Raw genomic sequence first — 13,361 nt, forward strand, 5'->3', positions numbered from 1 at the left:
TAATTATTTCCAATATGCGTTTTGGGTTAACTGACTGTTTTCAGATATCAACTTTCTTGAAATAGGCCAATATATACCGCCAGAATTGATTAAGTTCATAAACTTAGGGTCGTTCCTTTTAATTTTATTCAGACGAACTAGGTCATACCATCTAGAGCCCTCTCCAAGCAATTCCCTATGACGTTCTTTAAAAATTAAACCAACCAAACTATTGTCTGCGCCTAAATTGATGGAAATGTTCCCGCTAACCCTTCTTCCCAACACATTAAATAGTTCGCTGAATGCGCCATTTTGATCCCCTAATACCGCTAGCGCCTCAGCTCTTAACAACACAATATCTTCTAATCGGGTAAAGACACAAGCGCTGGTGAAATATCTAAATGTTGGGTCTGCTATACCACCCTGAATACATTTAATTTTACTAAAAATGGGATATTTGCCATTAAAATTGGTAAAGTACCGTTCGCTACGCGGCTGACTTAAAGAATCGATGCTAAATCTGTCATCGTTCTGAAGATCAAAATATTTGATGATAGAATCTTTAGGAAGAAAAATATCTGGTACGTTTTTACTAATTAAAGGTGCAGCAAGTGTAAGCTCTTCAATATGCCCAGTTGCAGAACCATCTACATGCCCATAATCTGAATTAAAGCCTAACATTTGGCGTGTATTCTTATTATAGAAAAATCCATTTGCGTTTGTTAAATCGTTGCTCGAAGTAAAACCTCCGGCACTCTTCTGATAGTTGTCTTCTACAAATTTAGCGTATGTTGCCACGTTACTATAATCTCCTTGCCATGCCGCTATATGAGCTAAAATTGCATAGGCAGAAATTTTTGTTGCAAGTGCCCCGCCCCAACGGCTGCCGTTTTCATTGTAATAATCGCTTGGCTGCTGAATATCTCCACCGCTATAAATGAAAGGAAGATCTTCAGCAGCTTTCAAAACTTCTTGCTTTGCCCAAGCCAACACTTTATCTTGGTTTTCTCTCGGCTTATTTACAAAGTTCCCTTCATGAGAGGAGGTAATGAAAGGAACATCGCCCCAGATCCGCACGATGTAGAAATAGGTAAAAGCTCTTAGAAAACGGGCTTGAGCGACATCTACAGTCATATTGTTAGCTGTGTATCGCTTATCGCTGTCTTTTACCCTTTGCACATTTTCTAGAAAAACATTTGCAGCATTAATCACTGCGTAAAAGCGGGTCCAGTCTGATAATGCTTCTACCACCGGGTAAGAGGCATTTAAATTATTGCTGCCAATTGCTTTTAAATCTAATCTCGCCGGACTTTGAAACTCGCCTGGCCTAACATCTCCATAAATCCAGTGCCCGTCATTATCAATTAGTGCGGCCCTGGTAAGCGCATACACGCCCAAAATTCCAGCCCTGGCGTCCTCCACCGAATTCCACATATTTATTTCGCCTACCACACGGGTGGAATTTATATCCAACGCCTTATTACAGCTGGTTAAGCCGATAATGGATAGAAGAAGCACATATAAAATATTTTTCATCACAGTTGTATTTTTCTTTCTCATTTCCATATTAAAGTTCCATTTTAACTCCTAGTGTGTACGTTCTTGGTATCGGTTGTCCGTAACCTCCATCTATGCCGTTGTAACCAATCAATTCAGGATCTTGGCCGCTGTACTTCGTAATTGTAAATATGTTATTTGCAGAGGCATATACCATCATTTTACTGATTTTAACCTTATTTTTCTTAAACATATCTGTAAAATCGTAGCCAACAGATACAGATCTAAGCTTTAAAAACGATGCATTTTCTAAGAATAAATCTTGTTGTAAACGATATGGAATCACGGTACTCCAAGGGTTATAAAGTGGATATTTGGTATAGTCGCCACGCTTCTCCCAAAAGGTAATCTCTTTAACAGAACTTATACTGTTGCTACCTTGACTGTTCACAAAATCAAAACGGGTTGCACTTTCTTGATTCAATACTTTACGGCCTAGATTAAAGTACAAATTTGTGTTTAGGCTCCATTGCTTATAGGTAAAATTGTTGTCGAAGCCGCCATAGAATTTAGGCAGCGAGTTTCCTTGCAAAACTCTATCATTATCATCTATATTATTGTCGCCGTTCTGATCAACCCACCGTGGATCGCCAGCCTTTAATGGAATGCCATTGTATTTTAAAGGCTGTCCATTTACTACTGGCACGTCTGCATCAGCATTGTAAATGCCTTTGTTTTGCAACAACCAATATTGATCTACTGGACTACCCACTTTTAAAAGCCTGTCTCCAATAACTATTTGGTCTAGACCCCGAGGAAGTGCCTTTAACTTATTTGAGTTGTAGTTAAAATTTAGACCAGTTACCCAAGTAAAATTGTCGTGAGCTATTGCTCTGTAATTCAGGCTTAGGTCAACACCTGTGTTGTTCACATCCATCCCACTTTCAATAGACTGGCGATAACCATATTCTGCATAAGAAGGGATACCCAACAATTGCTTCTTATCTGTCTTGGTGTAGTAATCAAAAGAAGCGTTTAATTTATTCTTTAATAAAGCAACATCTAAACCTATGTTTAACTGTTCCGTATATGCCCACGGAATGTCGTATCCTACAAACCCAGCAGCATAAGGCCTGGTTAAAACTCCGAATCCATTATATCCTGGAACAGTTACATTTCCAGTATAGCCAACAGAAGCGGTATACTGCGGGCCTTCTGCAAAATTATCAAATACGTTTAAGCGCCCTAATCTACCAACACTAGCACGTAGCACTGCGTCGTCAATCACAGAAATATCGGTTAAAAACTCTTTTTTTACACTCCAAGCAGCAGATAATACAGGAGAGTAAAACCACCGCGAGGTAGGCTGAGCATTAGAAGACCCATCTGCCCGCATGGTTAAGCCAACAAAATACTTGTCTTTATAAGAATAGTTAGCTTTTCCATAAAAAGAAACCAAATTGCTCTTCGTTCTATCTAAAGCACGGAAAGTTAATTCTCTGGGAAAGGCAGTAGGAGTTAAATATGCGGGATTATCCGCGCCATCTACTTGCGGTCTTGAGTCTAAAAGATTTATTTTAATAAAATCGTTTGTACCTTTATAAGCATAAGCGTTATCATACTTATGCGTGTCATATTGTATGCTTTGGCCAGCCTCAAAATTAACATCTTGGTCTTCATTTATTTTTAAGTCATAATTGGCTCTGTTCTCTATCATAAGTCTTTGGTTGGACCCATAATAATTAGACGCATAGCTGTTGCCCTGTAATAAAGTACGAGGATAAAATACGTCCCTATAGCCTTCGTTATAATCTACATTAAAAGATGAAGTTATTTTTAGCTTTCCGAATGTACCCACCAGCCTTGCGTATCCTTCTATAATGTTATTTTTATTGTCATCAAAACCTTTACTATACTGCGTTAGATAAGTGCCATAATATTCTTTATTTGGCGGTAATGGAGCGCTCAAATCTGGAAAATAATTAAGTTGTGCGAATCTATCTCTCAAAGATTTATTTCTAGTTCTATTAACTCGATTGGCATTTACATAAGCAGAAAAAAGAAGCCACTTAATAGGCCGCATATTGATGTTGAAGTTTGCACCATATCGATCCAAACCAGTATCGTCTGCGACACCCTTGCTTTTTGTGTTGTTTAGTGAAAACCTAAAGTTAGCTCTATCGGTACCACCAGAAAGTGCAACATTAACACCATAAATTACGGCATTTTTATAATATAAATCTGTCCAATCTGATTTTCCGCTATAAACACTATTTAGCGAATCACTTAAATAAACAGGATAGACCTCATCGTCAGAATATCTGCCGTTTGTAGTATATTTATCGTAAAAGCGCTGTCTAAAATCATTTTCATATTGTCCGTTGATTGTATTTACAGTTGGTTTTTGAACCATACCTACATAACTATCGAAGCTTATCTTTTTTGAATATCCTGGCTGCTTAGAAGTAACTATTATCGCACCGTTAGCGGCTCTAGGACCGTAAATTGCAACTGCGGCAAGATCTTTTAAAACCTGGACAGACGCTATATTGTTCATGTCTATATTACTTAGAAGATTTGTAGCTGTTCCAAGTCTGTTAAAATCGTACTGTTGAACGTCGAACGCAAAAGGGTGGTCTCCAATAAGCGGAATTCCATCCAAAACAACAAGGGGCTGTATTTGATATACGTCTTTTTTAGAGAGTAGCGGCATCGCTGCACCTCTAATAAACATATTTTGCACAGAACCTGGTTCTCCAGATGGCTCTTGAATATACAAACCGGCGTAGTTACTCTTTAGCGTCTGCTGAAGGGCTATAGCAGGAAACAATGACAGCTTCTTAGTTTCTCTCGTTACCGCCTTAGCAGATAGGCTATTGTACATGGAGGTTTCAGTAATCAACTGAGCGCTGTCGTTAAGTAAAGAATCTTTTCCTACAGAATCTACCTGAGAAACCTTCTTTGTAGTATCCTGCAACTGAAAAGAATTACTTTTTGAACTTACGCTGAGTTCGCGTCCGCTAACAATGTCCGATATGGACATGGCAATAAGGGCCATAAAAATAGCAAGGCACACCCGTGAGTATCGCATAATAAATTGGAATTTTGATTTATAAAATGGTTTTGGATCTATCGTTATTGTTCAGCTGCCTTTAATAATCGGCAGTTAAAAAATATAAATACCGCGACATTGGGATAGTAGAGTTTCTCATATATAGTTTTTTGGTTGGTTAGTTAATTACAACTCGTAAGCTCAAATATATAGACACTAAATCGTTTTAACAAATCATTTTATAAAATTTATTGATATTGTTATAAAACAATCTAAAAATTAGATAAATTACATTAGTAATGGGTGTTTTATTGCTATTATAGCATTTATATGGCGATAATTTTAGCTTTACTATATCTTAGTAAAGCATATATTTACACCAGGTGTACTCTTTTTTGGCATAAAATGTACTAAAATCAGGAAATCTAAGTTGCACTATTCTGCAATTTCACAAATTTTTCCCGAGACAGAAGTTACAAATTTTTGAATAGGAAATCTTTAATTCCAGTAACAATTTAGCCGCTGTAACTCGCTAAGCTATCGCGAAGTTTTGAATACCCCTTTCAAAATTGTTCATTATCAGACTGTTTGTTGGCTATGCAGTTGTTTTCCGCATACCTAAATCAATTCTCAAAATTCGATATTAATGCCGATTCTAAAAAAATTGTTTAGCAGCAATTCCTTTATTCGTTAACACAATGCCTTATGTGTTTGTAAAAAGGGGATTTTTAGAATCAGCTTTCACATTGTATTTTGTTCTTTACAAAAGATTTTCGGAATAAAAATTTTGTATTTTTTGATTACACGCACAAATGTAAATCAATATGAAAAAATTACTCATTTTGGTCATGGCTTGCTATGACCTAAACGCTCGTTCTCAAATGAACGAATCAAAAGATTTTCTGTACCTCTATTCTGATTCTACGGTCTATGAAAAAAAATTAGGTTGCGTGCTGATTTTTTACGCTCTTGGTCGTTTAGAGTAAATTCTTACCGCGTGCCTGCGGCGCAGGTTATGTTTTTAGTAATGGTGATGGATTCTTTGCTGATACCAGGAAAATCGACTTTTTTAATCGAGTCTCGTTTTCTGAGAGAATTATAACAGCAAAAATAAACCTCTTTCAAGAAATTACCTATGATCCTATTTCTTTTGAACATGACTTTTATCGATTTAGGCCAAGAGTTCAACAGTCTGTAAATATAAGGATGTTTTATAATAAAGAGTTTGGAGACCTCAAAAAGGTGAACTACTATAATCTAAGTAGAGATATGGCAGACAATCAAAAAAGCATTGATTTCCTAAATAAATATCGAAAAAAGAGAAAAATCGCTACCGCGATTTATGTTGGTGTTGGAGCTGCAGCAATTGCTGGTGTGATTATGATGTTTTCTAACGTTAATTCATTCAATGATAACCAACAGACTGGAGGCTTTGTGCAAGTAGGCACAGGAATTGCCTTGGGGCTTGGCGGCTATTTAATTTAAGCAACCGGCTCTAGAAATATAGAAAGGGCAGTTGAAGCTTATAATAGATAGTTAAGAAAACATAAAACAGGCAGATTTTTAAGTCTGCCTGTTTTAGCTTCAGTCAAACAACTCTTGTTCATCTCTATCTGCCACCTTAATTTTCTTCAAAAAATCATCGAAGGCAGGACCATCGTGATCTGAGTAAGCGCCATAAGCATCTATAATGTAGCTCATCGCATCGTCTTTATCTTGCAAAATATACAATACAGAGTTATCACCTGGATCAGACTCGCCTTCAAACCTGTATGTTTTAACAATGGTAAGATCTTCTGGCGTATAGATTTTTGAGAGAGCGGCGCTCTGCATCTTGCCATGATCAGATATTTTAAGTTCGTTGTCTTTTCCGTTTAACCTTAATTTTTCCATTACCTGGCTTAAAGTGCTCATTGTTGCTGGCTGTTCCATGATTTTTAGATTTTTTATGTTTAATTTTAACAATCGGTTGGTTAAATGGTTTTTTATACCGCTCATTAGCCGAAATATAAGTTATTCTGTTAAAACTAATTTTAATTGTTATGAAAAAAAACGTTATTGTATGTTGCGCGCTTGCGCTTGTTTTTTTGGCCAGTTTCGCCAACAAAGAAAAAGAGATTGCTATGTCTAAGTTGATGGAGACTGCCGATAGCAGTAAACAAATTGGCACGGCTAAATTTTACCAATTGGCAGATGGAAAAATAAAAATGGATCTAGAGATTAATTACGCACTCCGGGCAGACAGCAATGTAGCCGTTCATTTCCACGAGCATGGCGAATGTGGCGATATGGGCAAAGCAGCAATGGGCCATTGGAACCCAACCAAAGAAGCGCATGGAAAATGGGGTTCGGCAGCCTATCATAGCGGAGATATTGGCAACATTATGTTAGACGGAAAGGGTCATGGTGCCATATCGGTTACGACCGATAGATGGAGCATAAAAGACGGAGATATAAAAGACATTATAGGCAGGGGGATTATTGTACACGGTGGAACCGACGATTACACGTCTCAGCCTTCAGGAAATTCTGGGCCACGTGTGGGTTGTGGAGAAATTAATGCTTTTAACTAACTTGCGGCTTTTATAAACATAAGGCGATTAAAAAATAATCGCCTTTTTTAGTCTACTAGCCTCTTTAAAAGCGTTGAAACTTAGTACATGTCAAATCTTTCTCAAAATTCTTAATGCTAAGAAATCGCGTTTAAACCTTTTTTAATTAAGCAATTGCATACACCTTTAACTGCTTTTTTAACAGCATACGTGCCTCGTGAATTCTTGTTTTTACTGTGCCTAAAGGAATATTTTGCTGCTCTGCAATTTCATGGTATTTATACCCTTCTACGTAACGCACAAAAGGTATTCTATATACATCTGGGATAGTATCCAATACCTTTTTTACATCATCCATAATCATGGTGCCCGTAGATTTATTATGATCGGCACTGTAAAGCAGATTTACAGACGATATCTCATCATCTTGGGTAATTAAAGCTCTTTTTCGAGCCTCCTTCCTACATTTATTGATAAAGGTATTCTTCATGATTACAAACAACCAACCGGTTAGGTTTGTGCCTGGTTCATAATTTTTATAAAAGCGAATTGCTTTAACCAAAGTATCTTGAACTAAATCATTTGCATCTTCCAAGTTTTTAGTAAACTTTAATGCGTTTTTGGTTAGGGAAGGGATATGGTCTTCAACCATAGTACTAAATTCTTTTTCCAACATATCCTTGGGGGTTTAAAGTGCAACTAATAAATCTAATAAAAAAACATCAAAATACATACCGACATTTTTATAGTCAAAGTAATTTTTTTAAAAAAAAATAAAATATCTGTTTTACAACCCGGCATAAGAGCATTAGTAAAGGTCTTTTTACAACAGATGTTATAATTGAGTATTTCTACGTTTAACATTTAAGTATTTGTTCTTGAGCGTGGAAAAAGTTAAAAACAAATCTATAGTGTATTAGTAGACTAAAAAGGACATTCTTCTAGGCTTTTTTTGCCCCGTCAATCTATATAACCACAAGAATAAGCAAACCGAATAAGCATTGCTGTGTTCTTTGTACTAGTTTTGTCTAAGAGTGCCTGCCTATGACCTTCTACCGTTCGCTTGCTCAAGAAAAGCTTTTCGCCCATTTCGCGATTGGTGTAGCCTTCGGCGATAAGATGCAGTACTTCGAGCTCTCTTACTGTAAAGTCAATTTCACTCCTCTCCTTTTTTTGTGCGTTCGTTTTTAAAAGTTCGTCCAACATTCTTAAGGCCAACTCGGTACAAATATATCTGCTACCGCTATGCACGGCCTTTATTCCAAAAACCAACTCATCTTCTCCCAAGTTTTTCAATAAATACCCACGGGCACCAGCACCAAAAGCTTGCGCCACATATTTATCATTATCTAACATGGTTAAAATCAACAACTTAGTTTGCGGACTTATGCTCTTCAATTCCTCTATTAAAGCAATGCCATCCATCTGTGGCATGTTAATGTCTGCAAGCACAACATCTACTTCTAAGCCAGCGTTTATCAAATCTAAAACTTGTTGCCCATTTGCTGCTTCTGAAACTACAGAAATTCCTGGTTGGCTTTCAAGAAGCATCTTGATTCCATTTCTTACGATGTTGTGGTCTTCGGCTAGAATTACTCTTATCACGGTTCCTTGTCTTTGGTATAGACGCCTGAATATTCATTTTACGTGCCAAAATTTCAAAATCGACCGTTTTTTTACTGCGATGGCCTGTAAGATTTCCTATTTTTTAGGTATTGCTCTAAGTGAAGAACAGGCCTGGTTTACCCCTGAAATTCATTTGGATCGAAAGAGAATTCACATCGTGTACCGTATTCTGCAACAATATTGAATGTGCCTTTTAGCAAGGATATGCGATTCCTTATTCCACGCAAACCTGATCCTTCTCTTTGAATATCAACTTGCTTATTATCAAAACCCTTACCATTGTCTGACACTACAATTTTAACACACCCCGCATCAAAACCAATCAGAATCTCTGCTTTGGTAGCTTGTGCGTGTTTAATGGTATTGTTAATCAGCTCTTGCACAATTCTAAAAATATAAAGTTGTAAGTCTTTGGCCAATAAATCAGTTTCCTTATGAAGGTTACAGCTAATTTTAAAGCTACCTGTACTTAATCGTTCAGCCATCTCTCTTATCCCAACGGTAAAGCCAAAATCTCTTAAAATAGATGGCGTTAAATCATAAGATAAATTTCTGATTTCTGTAATCGCCTGGTCCAGTAAACCTGTTATTTGCACCATATTTAGTTTAAAACCCGAATTTTTTGTGGCATGGTTTAAATTAAACCTGATGGCGTAGAGGAGCTGGCAAATGCTATCGTGCAACGCGGTACTTATTTTATTCCGTTCTTTCTCTTGAGCATCTAAAATAGCTTGGGTTAAAAGTTTTTGTTGATTTCGGTCAGCGCTTTCTTTTTGCCCCGTCACCTTTCTAAGCTCGGTAACATCGATAAAAATTCCAGTAAAATAGCAGCCTTCATCCTGCGTTTCAAAGTGCATGCCTTTTGCCAAAATGGTCTTTTGTAGGCCACTGTTTGTAACTATATTTAGTTCAAAGTCTACTTCTAGCTCGCTCCCGCCTTCGTTACAAAGCTGCGTTACTTTATGCCTATCCTCAACCGCGATTAGCGGCAAGAAATCGTGAAACTTACCTGAAAAGCCGTCTCTATCAACCTCGAAAATCTCCTTGCTATATTCATCTAAGATTACTTCGCGAACATCTGGGTAAATGCTCCAAGTGCCAGCGGTAGAAGCCCTGAGAATTTGATTGAGCCTTTGGGTAACTGTTTTAAGCCTTTGTTCACCAACTTTCGTTTCGGTAATGTCGGTTAATGTAATATAATACTCCGGTTTCCCGGCCGCCAAACGTCTTCTGGTCAACCCTTCTATAAGTGTGTGTATTGCCTTCCCATTTCGTGGTTGAATTTTTACGCAGCAAACTTTCTTTTCTTCAGCTAACTCTAAGCTTTTTAGCATGGCGATAACAGACTCCCTATCATCCTCGCTAATAAAATCTGTCAGCACACTTTCCAAGGCCTCCTTTTTCCCAACATTTAGTTTTGCCAGCGCCATTTGATTAATTTCAGTAATGCGCCATAACCCGTCTAAAATAAAATAGCCAAGAGGTGCAAAATCAAAAAAATTAGCGAATTTACTATATGCTGTATCATTGTTCGCGTTGGCAAGACTATCCGTTTTTGGCATCTATTTGGCTATATCGGTTGGTTAACTTATCCTTCGGCTTTCTAGGGGAAATTATAAATACCAGAAAAGGGAATAAAGGCTCGATAACAAAAAGAGCTCCTTAAACTAAACTAAAATCTGAATTATCAAATCTAAAAAAGCACCTTCTAAGAATTAATATGCAATTACCTTTTTTAAAAGGCAAGAAAAAACCTGCCAGAAGATATGCCTAACGTACAAACCTAAATGCCCGTTTTGAATTTTCGAAAAATAAAACTGGTTGTTGTTGGCTATAAAATTTTATAGCCCAAACTTAGCTGAAAAACATTTGACTTTTGTTTATACATATCGCTGTTGCTTAGGTTGCTCAAGCCTGCAACATAACGAAGATCTACGGAGAATTTCAAAATGTCTACACCCGCACCTGCTTGTATAGAAAAAGCCTGTTTTTTATAGCTTTTAAAATCTTTTAATTCATCGTATGCTGAACTAAAAGTAGACCGATCATTTAAAAGTAAGGTAATTGCCGGGCCAGCCATTAACCTAAAATTAAGGTTTTTGGAGCCAATGCTGGTTCCGAAGAGAACAGGCACATCCAATGTGGTAAACTTAGCAGTACCTACTGCCGTGACCTCATTTCCATTGTTTTGGAAACTTAAAAATCTATTGTCTTTGGTGCCTATATATGCCTCTGGCTGAATATAAAAACTTGCTACGCCTACACGTGCCCAAGCCCCAAGTTGGTAGCCCAATCGGTTTTCTGTTTTTGCATAATCGGCATCTATCTTTGCAAGATTTACGCCTGCTTTAATCCCTAAATTAAAAGTTTGTGCCTGTGTATTAACCGCAAATGCAGCTACCATGGCCATTAATAAAGTTAATTTTTTCATGTTCTTTTCAGTTTAAAGTCACGCGTTTTACATTCGATTAACGTATTTGTAAAGCATAATCGTGTACAAAGATGATAAATTTAAAAAGATTTTTGCAAATACAGGCAGCAAATCGAGCAAACGAACAAAATAATTTTTTACTTTTGCTTAAAATATGTTTATGGCCAACTTTCAACTTACAGAAGAGAACGCTTTTAGGGTTAAGACGAAGTTTCTAAGAAAATACCGCGATTTAGTAGACCAGCCCTTAGATTTTTCTCCAGGTAATGAAGAAAAACTGGTAGCAGATATTATGCGCTTGGTTAAGCGAGACAGAACTTATGTTGAGTTTACGCTACAAAAGGCTATTGCAGACCCCAAAGGAAACCGGCTGTAACTTTTTTTTGGGCCAATTTCTTTAATTTACATTTCCCCACTTTCTTTTTTGGGCAATTCTTTTTGCTAGCTGCTTTTAGTATATTTATTTTTTGCTCAATTTTGGTTTGGCATCAATTAGTCAACCTATATGTCTGAAATTTAATCTTATCGAATGAAAAAGTTAAAACTTGTTTTTGGGTTTGCGGCCATTCTGGTATGTGCAATAACTTTTTCCTTTCGGGAAGATTTGTTTCTCGTTTCTAAAAACCTGGATATTTTTGCCGCCGTTTATAAAGACCTAAACATAAATTACGTTGATGAAACCAACGCTCCAAAACTCATGCGCATTGGTATAGACGCCATGTTAGACAGTTTGGATCCCTACACGCAATATGTGCCAGAATCTGAAATTGAAGACTATCGACTAAAATATGTGAGCACACAATACGGAGGAATTGGCGCTGGTACACTGTTTTTAAACGGAAAGCTATTCGTAAACGAACTTATTAAAGATTATCCAGCAGATAAAGCACAAATTATTCCGGGCGATGAAATTGTGGCCATCAATGGCTTGCTAGCTAAAGGGAAAACGCGTGCAGAAGTGAGCCAGCTGTTACGTGGGCCAAAAGGTAGCGATGTTTCTTTAACGGTAGGTAGAGATGGAAAGCAACTGGTTAAGAAGTTGATTCGAGACGAAATACTTCAGCCAAATGTTTCCTATTCTGGCATGCTAGACGATAACATAGGTTACATAAAACTCGATAAATTCTTAGAAAACTCTGCTGCAGAAGTGACTTCTGCTTTAATTAAGCTCCAAAAAAGCAGTCCAAAAGGCATTGTGCTGGACCTGCGCAACAACGGTGGAGGTATTTTACAGGAAGCCGTAAAAATTGTTAACCTATTTATTGCCAAGAACCAGCTTATCGTTACCCAAAAGGGAAAAAATCCGCAAAAAACTATCTTATACAAAACGCTTTCAGAACCAATTGCGCCAACATTACCTTTGGTGGTTCTGGTAAATGTAAACGCGGCATCAGCGTCAGAGATTGTAGCAGGAGCGCTGCAAGATTTAGATAGAGCTGTTATTATTGGCCAACGTAGTTACGGCAAGGGCTTGGTACAGCAGGCCTTTAATCTCCCCTACAACAGTTTGGTTAAAATTACCGTGGCAAAATATTACACGCCCTCGGGCAGGTGTATCCAAAAATTAGACTATGGCCACAGAAGCCAAGATGGCTCGGTAGAAAAATTTGCAGATTCTTTAGCAATAATGTACCGAACAACAAAAGGTAGAGAGGTTTACAGCGGCAACGGCATCTATCCAGATGTGCTTACCGAAGCTCCTAAGCTTAGCCCTATTACCATTATCATGATCAGTAAAAATTTGTTCTTCGATTTTGCCAATCAGTATAAAAAAGATCATCCAACCATTCCATCGCCCAATAATTTTAAGCTTGGCGATGTCGATTACATTAAGTTTACATCGGCCTTGCCAGATAAAGACTTAACTTATGTAAGCAGAACGGAACGACTGCTTTCTGATTTGCGCTTGGAAGCTGAAAAAGAAAACAAATCTGCCGAAGTACAGGCCGATTTAGAAAACCTAAAGTATAAACTTACTTCATCTAAAAAAACAGACCTTGTAAGGCATAAAGAGGAGATTAAGCGGTATTTGGAAAGCCAAATTGTTAGTAGATATTTCTACCAAGACGGCAGAACCGTGCAGGGTTTTCAATATGATAAAGAACTGGTTGCGGCAAAGCAGTTGTTCGACAATCAACCTAAAATGCTAGCAATTTTATCGGGTGAGGGAAATTTTAAAGTTATCGGAAAACCTGAAAATCCTATAAATTAACCATTTATCTAT

The 13,361-nt window shown here is 37.4% G+C and carries 11 protein-coding genes; 4 read left to right on the plus strand and 7 right to left on the minus strand.

The features are described 5' to 3' along the window. Positions 1–3: 3 nt before the first annotated feature. Together ABIB40_RS04405 and ABIB40_RS04410 are read right to left on the minus strand one after the other, a co-directional pair. Entirely contained in the window at positions 4–1,515 is a 1,512-nt protein-coding gene (locus ABIB40_RS04405) for a RagB/SusD family nutrient uptake outer membrane protein (RefSeq protein WP_354356383.1), read from the minus strand. A 31-nt stretch (positions 1,516–1,546) separates the two neighbouring features. After that, positions 1,547–4,567 carry a SusC/RagA family TonB-linked outer membrane protein gene (locus ABIB40_RS04410; protein ID WP_354356385.1) on the minus strand — a complete coding sequence of 1,007 codons (3,021 nt, stop codon included), beginning with the start codon at positions 4,565–4,567 and terminating at the stop codon, positions 1,547–1,549. Between the two features lie 1,167 nt (positions 4,568–5,734). Between ABIB40_RS04410 and ABIB40_RS04415 the strand changes: the two genes are divergently transcribed. Continuing rightward, on the plus strand, positions 5,735–6,013 hold the full coding sequence (locus ABIB40_RS04415; protein WP_354356387.1) for a hypothetical protein: 279 nt from the start codon (positions 5,735–5,737) through the stop codon (positions 6,011–6,013). Between the two features lie 99 nt (positions 6,014–6,112). Here ABIB40_RS04415 and ABIB40_RS04420 read toward each other — a convergent pair whose 3' ends face one another. After that, entirely contained in the window at positions 6,113–6,460 is a 348-nt protein-coding gene (locus tag ABIB40_RS04420; RefSeq protein WP_354356389.1) for a hypothetical protein, read from the minus strand. 110 nt (positions 6,461–6,570) lie between these two features. On the opposite strand from ABIB40_RS04420, the gene ABIB40_RS04425 reads away from it, so the two are divergent. After that, the gene (locus ABIB40_RS04425; protein WP_354356391.1) at positions 6,571–7,101 is read left to right on the plus strand and encodes a superoxide dismutase family protein; all 531 of its coding nucleotides are present in this window, start codon (positions 6,571–6,573) and stop codon (positions 7,099–7,101) included. Between the two features lie 145 nt (positions 7,102–7,246). Here ABIB40_RS04425 and ABIB40_RS04430 read toward each other — a convergent pair whose 3' ends face one another. The 4 genes from ABIB40_RS04430 to ABIB40_RS04445 all read right to left on the minus strand — a co-directional run bounded on the left by ABIB40_RS04430 (position 7,247) and on the right by ABIB40_RS04445 (position 11,137). Further along, positions 7,247–7,756: an RNA polymerase sigma factor gene (locus tag ABIB40_RS04430; RefSeq protein WP_354356393.1), complete on the minus strand. Its 510-nt coding sequence runs from the start codon at positions 7,754–7,756 to the stop codon at positions 7,247–7,249. Between the two features lie 284 nt (positions 7,757–8,040). Continuing rightward, positions 8,041–8,685: a response regulator gene (locus ABIB40_RS04435; protein ID WP_354356395.1), complete on the minus strand. Its 645-nt coding sequence runs from the start codon at positions 8,683–8,685 to the stop codon at positions 8,041–8,043. Between the two features lie 137 nt (positions 8,686–8,822). Next, positions 8,823–10,268, minus strand: coding sequence for a PAS domain-containing sensor histidine kinase (locus ABIB40_RS04440; RefSeq protein ID WP_354356397.1), 1,446 nt, complete (start codon positions 10,266–10,268; stop codon positions 8,823–8,825). 269 nt (positions 10,269–10,537) lie between these two features. Continuing rightward, on the minus strand, positions 10,538–11,137 hold the full coding sequence (locus ABIB40_RS04445; RefSeq protein ID WP_354356399.1) for a porin family protein: 600 nt from the start codon (positions 11,135–11,137) through the stop codon (positions 10,538–10,540). A 160-nt stretch (positions 11,138–11,297) separates the two neighbouring features. Between ABIB40_RS04445 and ABIB40_RS04450 the strand changes: the two genes are divergently transcribed. Further along, complete coding sequence (locus ABIB40_RS04450) at positions 11,298–11,513, plus strand: hypothetical protein (RefSeq protein ID WP_354356401.1); 216 nt, start codon at positions 11,298–11,300, stop codon at positions 11,511–11,513. 153 nt (positions 11,514–11,666) lie between these two features. After that, positions 11,667–13,349, plus strand: a complete 1,683-nt coding sequence (locus ABIB40_RS04455) for a S41 family peptidase (protein WP_354356403.1) — start codon at positions 11,667–11,669, stop codon at positions 13,347–13,349. The last annotated feature ends 12 nt before the right edge of the window (positions 13,350–13,361 follow it).

Source organism: Pedobacter sp. UYP30, from assembly GCF_040547165.1.
GTDB lineage: Bacteria > Bacteroidota > Bacteroidia > Sphingobacteriales > Sphingobacteriaceae > Pedobacter.